General features: G+C 53.8%; 14 protein-coding genes. 2 read left to right on the plus strand and 12 right to left on the minus strand.

Annotated features, from left to right (window positions below; all coding sequences use genetic code 11):
* Positions 1 to 69 precede the first annotated feature (69 nt).
* Both JC793_RS11700 and JC793_RS11705 read left to right on the plus strand, forming a co-directional pair.
* Positions 70 to 1,269: an alpha-xenorhabdolysin family binary toxin subunit A gene (locus tag JC793_RS11700; RefSeq protein ID WP_218426255.1), complete on the plus strand. Its 1,200-nt coding sequence runs from the start codon at positions 70 to 72 to the stop codon at positions 1,267 to 1,269.
* Positions 1,270 to 1,282: 13 nt separating this feature from the next.
* Positions 1,283 to 2,269 carry an alpha-xenorhabdolysin family binary toxin subunit B gene (locus tag JC793_RS11705; RefSeq protein WP_166708098.1) on the plus strand — a complete coding sequence of 329 codons (987 nt, stop codon included), beginning with the start codon at positions 1,283 to 1,285 and terminating at the stop codon, positions 2,267 to 2,269.
* Positions 2,270 to 2,345: 76 nt separating this feature from the next.
* On the opposite strand, the gene nuoN is transcribed toward JC793_RS11705, so the two are convergent.
* The 12 genes from nuoN to JC793_RS11765 form a co-directional block, all read right to left on the minus strand.
* Positions 2,346 to 3,803, minus strand: a complete 1,458-nt coding sequence (gene nuoN, locus JC793_RS11710) for an NADH-quinone oxidoreductase subunit NuoN (protein ID WP_218426256.1) — start codon at positions 3,801 to 3,803, stop codon at positions 2,346 to 2,348.
* Between the two features lie 6 nt (positions 3,804 to 3,809).
* Complete coding sequence (gene nuoM, locus JC793_RS11715) at positions 3,810 to 5,330, minus strand: NADH-quinone oxidoreductase subunit M (protein ID WP_218426257.1); 1,521 nt, start codon at positions 5,328 to 5,330, stop codon at positions 3,810 to 3,812.
* Positions 5,331 to 5,349: 19 nt separating this feature from the next.
* Entirely contained in the window at positions 5,350 to 7,191 is a 1,842-nt protein-coding gene (gene nuoL / locus JC793_RS11720; RefSeq protein WP_182106736.1) for an NADH-quinone oxidoreductase subunit L, read from the minus strand.
* On the minus strand, positions 7,188 to 7,490 hold the full coding sequence (nuoK, locus tag JC793_RS11725; RefSeq protein WP_004235168.1) for an NADH-quinone oxidoreductase subunit NuoK: 303 nt from the start codon (positions 7,488 to 7,490) through the stop codon (positions 7,188 to 7,190). Before nuoK ends, nuoL begins: the two co-directional genes overlap by 4 nt.
* Positions 7,487 to 8,023: an NADH-quinone oxidoreductase subunit J gene (gene nuoJ, locus JC793_RS11730; protein WP_218426258.1), complete on the minus strand. Its 537-nt coding sequence runs from the start codon at positions 8,021 to 8,023 to the stop codon at positions 7,487 to 7,489. The genes nuoK and nuoJ overlap by 4 nt, the downstream gene beginning before the upstream one ends.
* Positions 8,024 to 8,036: 13 nt before the next feature.
* Positions 8,037 to 8,579 (minus strand): NADH-quinone oxidoreductase subunit NuoI, encoded by a 543-nt coding sequence (gene nuoI, locus JC793_RS11735; protein ID WP_046893306.1) that lies wholly within the window; start codon positions 8,577 to 8,579, stop codon positions 8,037 to 8,039.
* A gap of 14 nt (positions 8,580 to 8,593) precedes the next feature.
* Complete coding sequence (gene nuoH, locus JC793_RS11740; protein WP_107678884.1) at positions 8,594 to 9,571, minus strand: NADH-quinone oxidoreductase subunit NuoH; 978 nt, start codon at positions 9,569 to 9,571, stop codon at positions 8,594 to 8,596.
* The gene (gene nuoG / locus JC793_RS11745) at positions 9,568 to 12,300 is read right to left on the minus strand and encodes an NADH-quinone oxidoreductase subunit NuoG (protein ID WP_218426259.1); all 2,733 of its coding nucleotides are present in this window, start codon (positions 12,298 to 12,300) and stop codon (positions 9,568 to 9,570) included. Before nuoG ends, nuoH begins: the two co-directional genes overlap by 4 nt.
* Before the next feature lie 50 nt (positions 12,301 to 12,350).
* Complete coding sequence (gene nuoF, locus JC793_RS11750; protein ID WP_046893309.1) at positions 12,351 to 13,703, minus strand: NADH-quinone oxidoreductase subunit NuoF; 1,353 nt, start codon at positions 13,701 to 13,703, stop codon at positions 12,351 to 12,353.
* Positions 13,700 to 14,248, minus strand: a complete 549-nt coding sequence (gene nuoE / locus JC793_RS11755) for an NADH-quinone oxidoreductase subunit NuoE (protein ID WP_004235157.1) — start codon at positions 14,246 to 14,248, stop codon at positions 13,700 to 13,702. The genes nuoF and nuoE overlap by 4 nt, the downstream gene beginning before the upstream one ends.
* Before the next feature lie 2 nt (positions 14,249 to 14,250).
* Entirely contained in the window at positions 14,251 to 16,047 is a 1,797-nt protein-coding gene (nuoC, locus tag JC793_RS11760) for an NADH-quinone oxidoreductase subunit C/D (protein WP_025154951.1), read from the minus strand.
* A gap of 78 nt (positions 16,048 to 16,125) precedes the next feature.
* Positions 16,126 to 16,800 carry a NuoB/complex I 20 kDa subunit family protein gene (locus JC793_RS11765; RefSeq protein WP_046893310.1) on the minus strand — a complete coding sequence of 225 codons (675 nt, stop codon included), beginning with the start codon at positions 16,798 to 16,800 and terminating at the stop codon, positions 16,126 to 16,128.
* Positions 16,801 to 16,812 lie beyond the last annotated feature (12 nt).

Consider the following 16,812-nt stretch of genomic DNA (forward strand, 5'->3'; position numbering starts at 1 on the left):
ATGCTGAAACCGATACTTTTTCGGCCCCATTAACCACCGGGTTATGTATCTCATGACAGGGAGATATTTATGCATACACAAACCATGCCGGCTGACCGGATTATTACAACTGATGAAATAGGTACTGCCACATTAAAATTACTTCTGAATGAAGATGAAGATACTTTCCGGCCCGCGGGTATCTTTACACATAATGATTTGGTTCAGATCAAGCGTTATATTAATTACGGAATGACACTACCCAAAGAAACGGAAGATGTTATTGAGTTTATCGGCTACCGCGATACTGAACTGCCGGGATTTGAGCCGCATAATATTCAGCGTTTGTTTTCCCATATTCATCAGCATGCACTGAGCTGGGAACATGTTGAATCCATGACCAAGCAACAGGCGATTGATCTTGAAATTGCCGGTGCCGGTATCACGACAACCGGAAATTATATTCTGAATGCGATAAACGAAATGCCGATCATTAATCAGGCAAAAATCGTCATGCAGGACACGCCGCCGGAAAATCTGAAAAACATTATTTACAAAAGGCAGGATCAGGTTATTTCCGGTGAACTGACAAAAATATTAACCACCATGCGGGATGATATTGCTGAGGAAAGAAAAAAAACACAACGGGTAAAAAATATTATCGCACGATTCCGGCTGGAACTTATCGGGGGCCTTGATGATTCCGGCAATGAGATTCCGTCGCTGATTTATGAAGTGAAACGGAAGCAAAAAGTACTGTTAAAAAATCAGAACAGCGGTGCCACGTCTGAATTGCAGGCAGAAATCAGAGTCAGAAGAGATGAGATTGAGATCCTGAAGCGGGAATACAATCAGTTCGTTAAGCTCTCCTTCTCCGGCCTTGTCGGCGGGATCATCGGGCTTCTCATCACCGGGGGTATTTTCGGCTACCGTGCCGAACAGGTCAGACGGCGGAAAAATAAAATGATTGAGGAGGTGGCGGAGCTGGAAGAACAAATTATCACTCAGCAAAACATACAAAAACTGATTATTAAACTGGATAAAGAACTCAATACGCTGGACGGTTATTTTGCTGATGCGCATGTTGCGCTCGACCATCTGGATTTTATGTGGCAGGTCATGCTGACTGAAATCAGTGAATCGCTGAATACCTTTATGCAGATAAATGATGCATACAGCCTTTTACAGTTTTCATTGCAGCTGAAAAAAATCACCCTCCCCTGGCAGCGGGTCCGTGGTTATGCAAAAGAACTCATTGCTATTTTTGATACCGCAAATCTGGCCGCATGATAAGGAAATAAATATGACACATTCTGACATTAACCCTGAACATATTACCCTGGCACAGATGAGAGCCGGAAGTCATGATATCAGCAATAACGCGGAAACATTATCCCTGCCCGCAGCAGATTTGCATTTTCAGATCCGTGATATAAAAAAATGGCAAAACAGAATTCTGGGCATGATTTCCGCTGAATCTGCCGTTATCTATTCTCAGCTTCATAATTTTGACCTGGAAAATTTATTCAGCACACTTTCTCCTGATGCAGGTATAAATATTCAGGTACTTCCTCATGAGAAACAAATTTATGATTTCTTAACCTGCCAGATAAATATGATTTATCACTCAGTGAACCGTATCAATACCCTGTTTAATACTGAATTTGATTCCGCCGCTATTCCGCTGCTGCAGGGCGGGTTATTCCATCATCAGTCCTGTCTGGACAAAGCAATCAGCAATGCACTGCCGGATATTGATAAATTCAGCAGCGATAAACTCTATTGGGAAGAGAAACTGGCCGTCATTATTCAGTCTGAAGAGATTATTCATCAGCGCGGATTACAATCTATCTTCGGTACAACCACACTGCCAACCGCCGAGCAGCTGAAAGATGTCGAACTATCCTCATCAGAGCGGTTTATTATGGATGAATTGCAGCGGGTTATTTCAGCAGTTATTAGCTCATTAACCGAAGGTCTGAGTTATGTTCAGCTGGTGGAAACCCGGACAACACTCAGCCAGCGGATCTATGACCTCAGTAAACTTATCCGTAATCTGAAAAAAGACCTGAAACAATCACAGGATCATATGCAGGAAATCAATAATGCGCTGGCATTGCTGCCAAAACTGAGAAAGTTTAACAACCTGATCAGTGCGGTGCTGTTATTCTGGCTGCAAAATGTCCGGCAGTATGAGCCTTATTTCAGTCAGAGTACCCCGCTGCCCGGCCTGGATACGGTTATTCTGGCGCACCGCCGCTATTTTTCGGCATTTATCGGTATGGCATAAAAAAACCGGGCTGACTGCAGCCCGGTTTTTCTGTCAGAACTCAGAACAGTGTTCAGAACCCTGCTCACAACGATGATCAGTAACTCAGTACCGCGTATCCGGTCAGTGTGATAAACGGCTGCGGCCAGACACCGAGCACAAACACGATAATCGCGGAGAGCAGCACCACAATACCGCCTGCACTCATCGCCCAGTTGGACGGCGCCATACGCGCCGGGGATTCCGAACCGCGGATATACAGACTGATCATCATACGCAGATAGTAGTACAGACCGATTGCACTGCCGAGTACCACCGCCGCCGTCAGCCACCACAGTTCTGCATTCACGGCGGTTGCCACCACATAGAACTTACCGATAAAACCGAATGTCATCGGTATCCCGGCCAGTGACAGCATCATCACAGTCATTACCGCTGCCAGCACCGGCTTACGCCAGAACAGACCACGATAAGCATGCAGGGAATCCGCATCCGGCCCGGTGTACGGACTGGACATCAGACTGACCACACCGAACGCACCGAGGCTGGCAAACAGATAACCGGCCAGATAGATTCCGGCAGTCTCTTCCGCCAGTTTCGGATCATTCACCGCGATAAAGGCTACCAGCAGATACCCGAGGTGGGCAATGGACGAATACCCCAGCATCCGTTTGATGCTGTTCTGGGTGATCGCCATCAGGTTACCGAACAGGATAGAGGCAATCGCAATCACCGTCAGAACAATCTGCAATGTCCCGGAATCCGCCATCGGTGCCAGTACCAGCAGGCGCAGCACCGTGGCAAAAATCCCGATTTTGCTGGCCGTCGCCAGGAAAGTGGAAACCGGTGCCGGTGCTCCCTGATACACATCCGGTGTCCATAACTGGAACGGAAACAGTGACAGTTTAAAGCCGATACCGACAATCATCATGCCCAGTCCGGTCAGTACCAGCGGCTGATGAATCTGACTGTCCGCCAGACTGCGGCCTAATCCTTCAAATGATAAGTCACCGGATTCCGCGTACAGCAGCGCCATCCCGAACAGCAGGAAAGACGAGGCCGCCGCTGACATCAGCATATATTTGATGGATGCTTCCAGTGAGCGTTTCTGACGGAAGGCATAACCGATCAGCCCGAACAGCGGCAGCGTCAGCAGTTCAATCCCGATAAAGAAGGACGCCAGGTGATCCGCCCCCGACAGCAGGATGCCGCCGAGCGTGGCAATCAGTACCAGCAGATAGAACTCTTCTTTGTTATCCGGATAGGTCTCCAGCCACGAATAGGCAAAGGTCGTGGTGGCCAGTGACGAAATCAGGATAAGCCCGGTGTAAAACATGCTGTAGCCGTCGATATGCACCAGCGGTGTCACATCCATCGGCTGCTGCTGTCCGACAAAGTACAGAGACAGCAGCGCAAGGTTCAGACCAATGACGGTCAGTGTGGCATTAATAAAGTGATCGCGTCGCCACGCAATGGACAGCATCACAACCACCACTGTCAACCCGATAATCAGCAGTGGTGAGAGTGCGATCAGTTGTTGAGGAGTTATTGTCATGGCGCGTTACAACCCTGTATTTGAAATTGAAGCAGTGTACCACTGCTGAATATTTGCCATCGCCGCTGACGAGGTATCCAGCACCGGTTGCGGGTAAACACCCAGAATCACCAGTAAGACCACCAGCAGCATCACGATGGAAAATTCACGCAGATTCATGCCCGCGATAGGCTCTTCAGACTTCGGTGCGCCGTAATACGCCTGCTGCATCATCCACAGCGCGTAGACGGAGGCAAACACCAGACCTGCCGAGGAAATCACAGTGATCAGGGTGTAGCTGCCGAAGCTGCCGAACAGGATCATAAACTCACCGACGAAGTTACCGGTGCCCGGCATCCCGAGCGTCGCCACCGCAAAGAACAGTGACAGCGCAGGCAGGAACTTAATCCGCTTCCACAGACCGCCCATCTGCCGCATATCACGGGTACCGAGGCGCTCATATAACTGACCGCACAGAATAAACAGACCCGCCGCGGACAGACCGTGTGCAATCATCTGCATCACCGCGCCCTGATACGCCAGCATACTTGCCGAGTAAATCGCAATCAGCACAAAACCCATATGCGAGACACTGGTGTAGGCGATAAGACGCTTGATATCCGTCTGTTTAAAGGCCATCCACGCGCCGTAGAAGATACCGGCGACACCCAGCCACATCGCGATTGGTGTGAAGTCCGCAGAGGCTTCCGGGAACAGCGGCAGACTGAAACGCAGCAGACCATAAGCCGCGGTTTTCAGCAGAATCCCCGCCAGGTCGACGGAACCGGCTGTCGGCGCCTGACTGTGGGCATCCGGCAGCCAGCCGTGCAGCGGCACCACCGGCATCTTAACCGCGAACGCGATAAAGAAGCCCAGCATCAGCATATACTGCACACCATAGCTCATCGGTGTATTCAGCAGATCTTCATACGCGAAGCTCCACTGACCGGTGGCGTTCTGGTGAACAATCGCCAGTGCCATAATGGCAATCAGCATCACCAGACCACTCGCCTGGGTATAGATGAAGAACTTGGTTGCCGCCCCGATACGGGTTTTGCCGTCTGAACCGCTGTGTCCCCAGAGTGCGATCAGGAAGTACATCGGCACCAGCATCATTTCCCAGAAGAAGAAGAACAGGAAAAGATCCATCGCCAGGAACACGCCCATCACACCGCCGAGTATCCACAGCAGGTTAAGATGGAAGAAGCCCTGATACGGCTGGTTTTCACCCCAGGAACAAAGGATAGCCAGCAGGCCGAGCAGTGCGGTCAGCACCACCATCAGCAGTGACAGGCCATCCAGAGCCAGATGAATATTAATGCCGAAACGCGGTATCCACTCCAGGAAATACTGCTCCTGCCAGTCCGGAAGACCTTTCGGGTTAACTAAGCTGTAATTCCCCTGCATCCACAGATACAGAGAAAGGAATAACGTAATCCCCATCGCCAGCAGCGCGATCCAGCGCGGCAACTTTGTGCCGAAGCGCTCAGCCTGCCAGCACAGCAGGCCGCCGATGAAGGGAAGTAAAATCAGCCAGGGTAATAGCATGGCGCAATGTGTCCCTTATTTAAACCAAAAACAGCAGAGCGAGAACCAGCACTGCACCCAGCCCCATAGAGGCGATATACCAGCGGACCTGTCCGTTTTCACTCAGGCTCAGTCCTTTGTTACTCCAGCGGGCAAACAGCGCAGGCAGATTCATCAGGCTGTTCAGCGGATCACTTTGCAGTAACCAGCCCACCGCTTTAAACGGCTTAACAAAAATCGCATCATACAGGTCATCAAAGCCCCATGCGCGGAACCACCAGGCCGAGAAGAAGCGTCCCGGCGCGGAATTCGCGATCGCTGTCACCAGCGTGCGGCGTCCCAGCCAGAGCATTGCGGCCAGCACAATCCCCGCCACAGCAACCACACCGGAGATAATTTCGGTGGTCAGTTTGCCGTCAGCAGAACCGGTCAGGGTTTCCGCCGGGAACACGCCGTGCAGCGGCTGCGGGATAAAGGCACCGGCTGCGGTGGACAGCACCATCAGCACCAGTAACGGGAAAGTATGCGTAAAGCCTTTCACCGCATGCGCCTGTGTATGCTCTTTACCGTGGAACACGATGAAAATCATCCGGAAGGTATAGAGGGATGTCATAAAGGCACCGACCAGACCGGCGATAAACAGCGGATTCTGCCCCTGAACCACGGCACCCCACAGGATTTCATCTTTACTGTAGAAACCGGCGGTGATAAGCGGCAGCGCGGCCAGTGCGGCACCGCCGACCAGGAAGCAGAGATAGACAAACGGAATTTTTTTCCGCAGTCCGCCCATCTTAAAGATGTTCTGCTCGTGGTGACAGGCCAGGATCACTGAGCCGGAGGCCAGGAATAACAGGGCTTTGAAGAATGCATGGGTCATCAGGTGGAAAATCGCCGCATCCCACGCCTGCACACCGAGCGCCAGGAACATATAACCAATCTGGCTCATGGTGGAGTACGCGAGAACACGTTTGATATCCGTCTGCACCAGTGCGGCAAAACCGGCCATCACCAAGGTGACAGCACCGACCACGCCGACTAAATGCAGCACTTCCGGTGATAACAGGAACAGCTCGTGGGTACGGGCAATCAGATACACACCCGCGGTTACCATGGTCGCGGCGTGGATCAGTGCCGAAACCGGTGTCGGACCGGCCATTGCATCCGCAAGCCAGGTCTGGAGTGGTAACTGCGCGGATTTACCAACCGCACCGCCGAGGATCATCAGTGTCGCCCAAAAAATCAGGTCGGAGCCCGCTGCGATATGCTGCGGAGCCAGAACCGCCAGTTCACGGAAGCTCAGCGTGCCCAGTTTATCCCACAGAATAAACATACCGATCGCCAGGAACACATCACCGATACGGGTCACGATAAAAGCTTTCATCGCCGCCGCACCGTTGGCCGGATTGGTGTAATAGAAGCCGATCAGCAGATAACTGCACAGCCCCACCCCTTCCCAGCCGAGATACATCAGCAGCATGTTATCGGCCAGTACCAGAATCACCATACTGGCGATAAACAGGTTGGTATAAGCGAAGAAGCGGGAATACCCCTCCTCACCGCGCATATACCAGGAGGCATACATGTGGATCAGGAAGCCAACCCCGGTGACCACACCCAGCATGGTCAGCGACAGGCCGTCCAGTACCAGGGTGACCGGGATGGAAAAGGAAGCGGTATCCATCCATGTCCACAGTGTCTGCTGATACACCCCGCCGCCGTTAGCGAAGAAATCCATCCCCGCCCACAGCGCCGTGAGTGCCGCCAGTCCCACCGACCCGGTGCCGATGGTGGCTGACACATTTTCTGACCAGCGGCCGCGTGAAAAGGCTAATAACAGAAAGCCAATCAGCGGCAGCAAAATGGTTAAAAAGAGTAAGTTCATCCGCGCATCTCACTGACTTTATCAATATCCAGATCCTGACGCTGACGATGCAATTGCAGCAACAGTGCCAGCCCGATACTCGCTTCAGCCGCCGCCAGACTGATGGCCAGGATATACATCACCTGTCCGTCCGGCTGGTTCCAGTAACTGCCGCCGACGACAAACGCCAGAGCCGCCGCGTTGATCATCACTTCCAGGCCAATCAGCATAAACAGCAGATTGCGGCGGATCACCAGACAGGTGAAACCGAGGATGAAGAGCACAGCCGCGAGAATTAATCCGTGGTGCAGAGGGATCATGCTTTTTCCTCCGAGTTGCGCTGACTGACAAGATCGCCGCCCGCTTTTTCGTCACGCCCGATATGGTATGCCACCACCAGACCCGCCAGCAGCAGGAAAGAGGCAAGCTCAACCACCAGAACATACGGGCCGAACAGACTGATACCCACCTGTTTTGCAGTGACAACGTCACCGGCGATACCGTTATCACTCAGTGAGCGGATACCGTAGATCATCACGCCGAGCAGAACCGCCGAGAGCAGGCCCGGCCCCATCCAGACGGACGGGGACAACCATTTGCGTTCCTGGTCAACAACCGCCCGCCCGAGGTTGAGCATCATCACCACAAACACGAACAGCACCATGATGGCACCCGCGTAGACGATAATCTCCAGAGCACCGGCGAAATACGCACCGAGGGCAAAGAAGACCGCAGAGAGTGCCAGCAGCGAGGTGATCAGATACAGCAGCGCATGCACCGGGTTGGTCTGTGTGATCACACACAGCGTGGCCAGAATGGCGATCAGTCCGGCAACATAAAAGGTAATTTCCATCGTTATTCTCCCCTTATGGCAGCAGACTTTTCACATCAATCGGCTTGGCTTCGTTGTCGGCTTCGCCTTTGGCTTTGCCCGCAACCGCCATCCCGGTTTTGTGATAGAAGTTATAGTCAGGATATTTACCCGGACCGGAGATTAATAAATCTTCTTTTTCATACACCAGATCCTGGCGCTTAAACTCACCCAGTTCGAAATCCGGCGTTAACTGGATTGCGGTGGTCGGGCAGGCTTCTTCGCATAATCCGCAGAAAATGCAGCGTGAGAAGTTGATGCGGAAAAATTCCGGATACCAGCGGCCGTCTTCCTGTTCTGCCTTTTGCAGCGAGATACAGCCGACCGGACAGACCGCGGCGCACAGGTTACAGGCGACACAGCGCTCCTCACCGTCCGGGTCGCGCGTCAGCACAATCCGGCCGCGGTAGCGCGGCGGCAGGTAAACCGGCTCTTCCGGGTACATCTGGGTTTCGCGTTTATGGAAGGCATGAAGCCCTATCATCCAAATACTGCGTACCTGGGTGGCGAAACCAACCACTAACTCTTTCAATGTCATGGTTCAATCACCCCTTATTGAGCTATCAGGATCACGGCTGCTGTCACCAGCAGGTTTATCAGTGTCAGCGGCAGACACACTTTCCAGCCGAATGACATCACCTGGTCATAACGCGGACGCGGCAGCGACGCACGGATCAGGATAAACATCATCATAAAGAAAGCGGTTTTTAACGCGAACCAGACAAACGGCGGCAGGAAAGGTCCGTGCCAGCCCCCGAAGAACAGCGTCACAATCAGGGCGGAAACTGTCACAATACCGATATATTCCCCGACGAAGAACAGACCGAACTTCATCCCCGAATATTCAATGTGATAACCGTCCGCCAGTTCCTGTTCGGCTTCCGGCTGGTCAAACGGGTGACGGTGACATACGGCCACGCCCGCAATCGCAAAAGTGATAAAGCCTAAAATCTGCGGAATGACGTTCCATACCGTGCTCTGGGAGTTGACGATATCCAGCAGGTTAAACGACCCCGCCTGCGCCACCACACCGAGAACCGACAGACCAAGGAACACTTCATAACTGACCGTCTGAGCCGACGCACGCATCGCCCCGAGCAGCGAGTATTTGTTGTTACTCGACCAGCCCGCGAACAGCACGGCATACACGGCCAGGCCCGCCAGCATCAGGAAGAACAGAATCCCGATATTGAGATCCGCCACCACCCAGTCAGGGCTGACCGGCACAATCGCAAAGGCCAGCAACAGCGAGGTAAATGCCACCATCGGTGCCAGAGTGAAGATAAAGCGGTCAGCGAATTTCGGTGTCCAGTCCTCTTTAAAGAACATTTTGATCATGTCCGCGACCAGCTGGAGCGACCCGCCCCAGCCCACACGGTTCGGCCCGTAACGGTTCTGGAACAGCCCCAGCAGGCGGCGTTCCCCGAAGCTCATAAAGGCACCGCAGGTCACGACCACCAGCAGGATCACAATGGCTTTGAGAATATTAATCAGCACATCGATTAATTCAGGTGTAAACCAGCTGCTCATTGTGCCACCTCCTGCAGATTAACCGACGCACCCGCCAGTACCGGTGAAATACCCGGCATCCCCAACGGCAGACCGATTTGTCCGGCGGCCAGCTGTGTGCTGATACGTACCGGCAGTGTCAGCGCGCTGTCAGTCAGTTGTACCGACAGAATCTGACCTTCCGCCACATTCAGCTGCTGTGCATCCTGAGCATTCAGCATCACATAGCTTTCCGTCATACGCTCCTGAATCACCGGTGAGCGCTGTGATAACTCTTCACTGCCGAACAGGTGATAATACGGCGCAACTGTCCAGACATTCTGCTGCGGTGCAAATGCAGCCGGGATGGTGCTGAAATAATCCATACCACCGTCTTTTTCGCTGAACAGACGCACACCCGGATCACCGAAACGCAGATGACCACCCACTTCTGCCTGGAATTTGTTCCATGCCTGCGGTGAGTTCCAGCCCGGCGCCCAGGCAAACGGAATTTGCTGACGCGGCGCTGACGGGCTGTTGTTCCCTTCCATCGAGAAGGCAAACGCCGTGTCTTTATCCTGCGGCTGACGCTGCTCATGAACACTGACATTGGCCAGCATCGCAGTACGCCCGCTGTAACGGTGCGGCTCACGGGCCAGTTTCTGTCCGCGGATACGGAATGAGGCATCCGGTGCGGCATCTTTGATACCGGCCAGGTGCGGCATTTGTTCAATGCAGGCATCAATCACATGATCCAGCTGTGACCAGTCACGGGTATTTTCATTCAGGTCGTTGTACAGCGCGGTCAGCCAGCGCCAGCTTTCATGCATAATAATGGATTTGTCGTAGAAGGATGGCTCATAGACCTGGAAGAAGCGCTGCGCGCGGCCTTCGTGGTTGATGAGCGTACCGTCACTTTCCGCAAAACTGCTGGCGGAGAGGATCAGTGAGGCTTTATCCATGATGTCAGTGCGCTGATGATCCAGCACAATCACATTCGCAGCGGCGTCCAGAGCACGATCAACGGCGGCTTTATCCGCATGGCGGTAAAGGTCGTTTTCCATCACCACCACGGTATCCGCACTGCCGTCTGCCAGCAGAGCCAGTGCTTTATCCAGCGGCTGTGCTTCTGTCATCGCGGCACCAAAGCTGTTGGCTTCCGCACCGACAAAGGTCAGTCCGGCGTCAATGCCTTTATCTTTCAGTGCCCAGGCTACGTTTGCCGCCGCCTGAATCAATGCATCACTGCCGGGATTGCTGCCGCTGATAATCAGCGGTTTTTTCGCACCACTCAGTGCCTGTGCAATCATTTCCGCCTGTGCTTTCACATCAGCCGGTAAATCCGTCACTGCCGGTGCCGTGTTATCAATGATATTCGCGACGGCAAAGCCCAGACGCGCCTGATCATCCACAGGTGCGTTGTAGTGCAGCGCGGCCACATCCGCCAGACGGGTGGTATCTGCCGCCGTGACAAACAGCGGGTATTTCGCACGCTGGCCGATATTCTGGATAGCGGCAATCTGCCAGTCCGCCACTTTCTGTGCGGCGGCCATTTCACGGGCTTTGCCCTTCACGGCCTGACGGACAGAGAGCGCCACGCGGGCAGCGGTCTGGGTCAGATCCTCCCCCAGCACCAGCACGGCATCATAGTTTTCCATCTCACGCAGTGACGGGGTATAGATACCGCCCTGCTGTAAGATTTCCAGCATCATTTCCAGGCGGTGCTGCTCACCGGCTGACAGGCCGCTGAAGAAGTTTTCCGCCCCGACCAGTTCACGCAGTGCAAAGTTGCTTTCCACGCTGGCACGCGGCGAACCGATACCGATAGTGCGTTTCGCGTGATACAGCATATCTGCCGCGGCACGTTCCGCCTGCTCCGCATTGATCGTGAGCCAGTCATCACCACGACGCTGCTGCGGCTGACGCGGACGGTCATCACGGTTGACATAACCGTAACCGAAGCGGCCTTTATCACAGAGGAAGTAATGGTTGATGGTGCCGTTATAACGGTTTTCGATACGGCGCAGTTCGCCGTAACGCTCGCCCGGGCTGATGTTACAGCCGACGCTGCACTGCTGGCAGACGCTCGGTGCAAACTGCATATCCCATTTTCGGTTATAACGTTCAGAGTGCGTTTTATCGGTAAAGACCCCGGTCGGGCAGATCTCCACCAGGTTACCGGAGAATTCACTTTCCAGTGTGCCGCTTTCCGGACGCCCGAAGTACACGTTGTCGTGTGCGCCGTAAACCCCGAAATCCGTACCATCCGCATAATCTTTGTAGTAACGGACACAACGGTAACAGGCGATACAGCGGTTCATTTCATGTGCAACAAACGGCCCCAGCTCCTGATTGTGATGAGTACGTTTTGTGAAGCGGTATTTGCGCACTGAATGCCCGGTCATGACGGTCATATCCTGAAGATGGCAGTTACCGCCCTCTTCACAGACAGGACAATCGTGCGGGTGGTTGGTCATCAGCCACTCCACCACACTTTCCCGGAACTGTCTGGCTTCTTCATCATCAATCGAGATAAAGGTGCCGTCCTGTGCCGGTGTCATACATGACATTACCAGACGACCACGGGTGTCATCGGCATTCTGATATTGCTTTACCGCACACTGGCGGCAAGCGCCGACGCTTCCCAGCGCCGGATGCCAGCAAAAATAGGGAATATCAAGTCCGAGCGAAAGACAGGCATGCAGCAGGTTATCCGCCCCGTCGACTTCATATTCTTTGCCGTCTACATGTATTGTAGCCATAGTCAGCATGCTTCCAAAAGGCCTGCTATGCAGGCGTTAAACGAAAAATCCGTAAGGGATCACCAGCGCTGCTTCAGCAGGTTCGGCTGTATCCCGGCAATGGTCTGCACGTTGCCGTAAACCGGCTGTACGATCCCCGCTTCAAACTCATCACGGAAATATTTGATCGCACTCTGTAACGGCTCTACCGCGCCCGGCGCGTGTGCGCAGAAGGTTTTACCCGGTCCGAGGAAACGACATAATTGCTCTAATGTCTCAATGTCTCCCGGCTGGCCTTCCCCTTTTTCTATTGCGCGCAGAATTTTCACGCTCCACGGCAATCCGTCACGGCACGGTGTACACCAGCCGCAGGATTCACGGGCAAAAAATTCTTCGAGGTTACGGGTCAGTGACACCATGTTGATTTCATTATCCACCGCCATCGCCAGCGCCGTTCCCAGACGGCTGCCTGCTTTGCCGATATGTTCGAAATCCATTGGTAAATCAAGATGATCCTGTGTCAGAAAATCCGTTCCCGCACCGCCCGGCTGCCAGGCTTTTAAGGTCAGTCCGTCACGCATACCCCCGGCGTAATCCTCCAGGATCTCGCGGGCAGTGGTGCCGAACGGCAGTTCCCAGACACCCGGATTTTTCACCCGGCCGGAAAAGCCCATCAGCTTGGTCCCGGCATCGGTGCTTTTGCCTTCACTCAGACCGATATACCACTCTTTGCCGTGCGCCAGAATCGCCGGCACGTTACACAGGGTTTCGACGTTGTTGACACAGGTCGGTTTTCCCCATACCCCGGAACTGGCCGGGAACGGCGGTTTGGAGCGCGGATTGGCGCGGCGGCCTTCCAGGGAGTTAATCAGTGCGGTTTCTTCCCCGCAGATATAACGCCCGGCACCGGTGTGCACAAACAGCTCGAAATCAAACCCGCTGCCGAGGATATTTTTTCCCAGCAGACCGGCGGCTTTCGCTTCTTCAATGGCGTGACGCAGGTGTTTCGCTGCCTCAATGTACTCGCCGCGCAGGAAGATATAGCCCCGGTATGCTTTCAGGGCAAAGGCACTGATCAGCATCCCTTCCACCAGCAGGTGCGGCAGTTGTTCCATCAGGAGCCGGTCTTTGTAGGTCCCCGGTTCCATTTCATCGGCGTTACACAGCAGGTAACGGATATTCATGCTCTCGTCTTTCGGCATCAGGCTCCACTTCAGACCCGTGGAGAACCCCGCACCGCCGCGGCCCTTCAGACCCGCGTCTTTGACGAGACCGGTGATCTCATCCGGTGCCATGCCTTTCAGGGCGCGTTCCGCCCCCGCATAACCGTTTTTACTGCGGTATTCATCCAGCCACACCGGCTGATGGTCATCACGCAACCGCCAGGTGAGAGGATGGGTTTCCGCAGTACGGCAAACCGTTTTCACTGTCATGGATACTGCTCCAGTAACGTTTCAATGGCTTCAGGCGTCACGTGACTGTGGGTATCTTCATCAACCATCATGGTCGGCCCTTTGTCACAGTTTCCGAGGCAGCAGGTCGGCAGCAGCGTAAAGCGGCCGTCGGCGGTTGTCTGTCCCGGCTGAATATTCAGTTTGCGCTCAAGTGCGGCCTTGATCCCCTGATAACCGGTGATGTGGCACACCACGCTGTCACAGTAACGGATCACATGACGGCCGACCGGCTGGCGGTAGATCTGGCTGTAGAATGTCGCCACACCTTCCACGTCACTTGCCGGGATACCCAGCACATCGCTGATGGCGTAAATCGCGCCGTCTTCCACCCAGCCACGGTGTTTCTGGACAATTTTCAGCGCTTCGATAGAGGCGGCACGCGGATCTTCATAATGGTGTTTTTCCGCTTCGATTTCGGCGCGCTCTTCGTCACTCAGCACAAAATCAGGTTGTTTTCCGGCTGGCTGCGCCGCATTCACTGCGCCTTGCAGTGCTTTTTTTGCTTCAGGGTTCAGTTCTTGCATAATCAGCGATCCACATCCGACATAACGAAATCGATACTTCCGAGGTACACAATCAGGTCAGACACCAGACTGCCGCTGATCACTGACGGGATCTGCTGCAGATGGGCATAACTTGGTGTACGGATTCGGGTACGGTAACTCATGGTGCTGCCGTCACTGGTCAGGTAATAGCTGTTAATTCCTTTTGTCGCCTCAATCATCTGGAATGATTCCTGAGCCGGCATCACCGGACCCCATGACACCTGGAGGAAATGGTTAATCATGGTTTCAATGTGCTGTAAGGTGCGCTCTTTCGGCGGCGGCGTGGTCAGCGGGTGATCCGCTTTGAACGGCCCTTCCGGCATGTTTTTCAGGCACTGTTCCAGAATGCGCAGACTCTGGCGCACTTCTTCTACTTTCAGCATCACACGGTCATAACAGTCGCCGTTGGCGGCAACAGGCACTTCAAAATCGAAATTCTCATAACCGGAGTACGGACGCCATTTACGCACGTCAAAGTCAATCCCGGTCGCACGTAAACCGGCACCGGTTACGCCCCAGTCGAGCGCTTCTTTCGCGTTGTATGCCGCCACGCCGACAGAACGGCCTTTGAGAATGGAGTTTTTCAGTGCGGCAGTGACATAGGATTCCAGGCGTTTCGGCATCCAGTCGAGGAAATCACGCAGCAGGCGATCCCAGCCTTTCGGCAGATCGTGCGCCACACCGCCGATACGGAACCAGGCCGGATGCATACGGAAACCGGTAATGGCTTCCACCACATCATAAATCTTCTGGCGGTCGGTAAAGGCAAAGAAGACCGGCGTCATCGCCCCGGTATCCTGAATGAACGTACTGATATACAGCAAGTGACTGTTAATGCGGAACAGTTCTGACAGCATCACGCGGATCACATCCACACGTGCCGGAACCTCAATCCCCGCCAGTTTTTCCACCGCCAGCACATACGGCATTTCGTTGACGCAGCCGCCGAGGTATTCGATGCGATCGGTGTACGGAATGTAGCTGTGCCATGACTGACGCTCACCCATTTTTTCCGCACCGCGATGGTGATAACCGATATCCGGCACACAGTCGACAATCTCTTCACCGTCGAGCTGCAAGATGATACGGAATGCACCGTGGGAAGACGGGTGGTTCGGGCCGAGGTTCAGGAACATAAAGTCCTCGTTCTCATTGCCGCGTTTCATGCCCCACTCTTCCGGTTTGAAGGTCAGCGCCTCCATTTCCAGATCTTCTTTCTGTTTGGTCAGAACAAACGGATCAAATTCCGTTGCCCGCGCCGGGTAATCTTTACGCAGCGGATGCCCTTCCCAGGTCGGCGGCATCATAATGCGGCGCAGATTCGGGTGCCCGTCGATAATAATGCCGAACATTTCCCAGGTTTCGCGCTCATACCAGTTCGCATTCGGGAACGCGGAGATCACCGTCGGCACATGCAGGTCGTTTTCACTCAGCGCCACTTTGAGCATGATATCGCGGTTACGCTCAATGGAAATCAGGTGATAAAACACGGAATAGTCCGCCGCAGGCAGACCTTCGCGATGGGTGCGCTGGCGCTCATCCGTCCCGTGCAGATCGAACAGCATCACATACGGTTTCGGCAGCGACTTAAGATAAAACAGTACTTCCAGAAGCTGCTCACGCTTCACCCAGACGACCGGCATCCCGGTACGTGTCGGCTGAACCGTAAATGCGTCAGGACCGAACTTACGGCGCAGTTCCTCAATAACCGGATCATCCAGGTAATCATGAGTCTGCCACGCGGGACGCTGTGCGGTCTGCGTATTACTTTCTGTCATCATTCTTCACCACAACAGTTGTTCAGGGTTCAATGGACGCAACACATTGCAAATATTGCGCCCGGTGGCCCGAAAGCCTTAAATTTCGTCCGGGGAGCGCAGGTTTGTTACTGCAATCCGTTCACCGCGTTTTCGTTCTTTTTCTGACTGCATATTGGCGCGGTAAACACCCTGATCACCCACCACCCACGACAGCGGGCGGCGCTCTTTTCCGATAGATTCCTGTAACAGCATCAGCGCCTGCATATAAGCTTCAGGACGCGGCGGGCAGCCTGGGATATACACATCCACCGGAATGAATTTATCGACACCCTGTACTACGGAGTAAATGTCATACATACCACCGGAGTTGGCACAGGCGCCCATGGAGATAACCCATTTCGGTTCCAGCATCTGGTCATACAGACGCTGAATAACCGGAGCCATTTTGGTAAAGCAGGTTCCGGCCACAACCATAAAGTCCGCCTGACGCGGCGAGGCACGCAGTACTTCCGCACCAAAACGGGCGACGTCATGTACTGCCGTGAAGGAGGTCACCATCTCTACGTAACAGCAGGAAAGACCGAAGTTAAACGGCCACAGGGAGTTTTTACGGCCCCAGTTAACCATATCGTGTAATGCATGTTCGAGTTTCCCCATATACACGCTGCGGTGAACGTGCTGCTCAAGCGGGTCACTGACAACCTCTTGTTTTTGCAGGGGATAACGGTCATTCTCACCGTTTGGATCGATGCGGGTGAGCGTATAATCCATCTTGTGCCTCAC

Source organism: Morganella morganii (assembly GCF_019242955.1).
Lineage (GTDB): Bacteria > Pseudomonadota > Gammaproteobacteria > Enterobacterales > Enterobacteriaceae > Morganella > Morganella sibonii.

Coding starts and splice junctions, on each gene's coding strand:
- JC793_RS11700 (WP_218426255.1), top strand. CDS start 70: ATGCATACACAAACCATGCCGGCTGACCGGATTATTACAACTGATGAA.
- JC793_RS11705 (WP_166708098.1), top strand. CDS start 1,283: ATGACACATTCTGACATTAACCCTGAACATATTACCCTGGCACAGATG.
- nuoN (WP_218426256.1), bottom strand. CDS start 3,803: ATGACAATAACTCCTCAACAACTGATCGCACTCTCACCACTGCTGATT.
- nuoM (WP_218426257.1), bottom strand. CDS start 5,330: ATGCTATTACCCTGGCTGATTTTACTTCCCTTCATCGGCGGCCTGCTG.
- nuoL (WP_182106736.1), bottom strand. CDS start 7,191: ATGAACTTACTCTTTTTAACCATTTTGCTGCCGCTGATTGGCTTTCTG.
- nuoK (WP_004235168.1), bottom strand. CDS start 7,490: ATGATCCCTCTGCACCACGGATTAATTCTCGCGGCTGTGCTCTTCATC.
- nuoJ (WP_218426258.1), bottom strand. CDS start 8,023: ATGGAAATTACCTTTTATGTTGCCGGACTGATCGCCATTCTGGCCACG.
- nuoI (WP_046893306.1), bottom strand. CDS start 8,579: ATGACATTGAAAGAGTTAGTGGTTGGTTTCGCCACCCAGGTACGCAGT.
- nuoH (WP_107678884.1), bottom strand. CDS start 9,571: ATGAGCAGCTGGTTTACACCTGAATTAATCGATGTGCTGATTAATATT.
- nuoG (WP_218426259.1), bottom strand. CDS start 12,300: ATGCTGACTATGGCTACAATACATGTAGACGGCAAAGAATATGAAGTC.
- nuoF (WP_046893309.1), bottom strand. CDS start 13,703: ATGACAGTGAAAACGGTTTGCCGTACTGCGGAAACCCATCCTCTCACC.
- nuoE (WP_004235157.1), bottom strand. CDS start 14,248: ATGCAAGAACTGAACCCTGAAGCAAAAAAAGCACTGCAAGGCGCAGTG.
- nuoC (WP_025154951.1), bottom strand. CDS start 16,047: ATGACAGAAAGTAATACGCAGACCGCACAGCGTCCCGCGTGGCAGACT.
- JC793_RS11765 (WP_046893310.1), bottom strand. CDS start 16,800: ATGGATTATACGCTCACCCGCATCGATCCAAACGGTGAGAATGACCGT.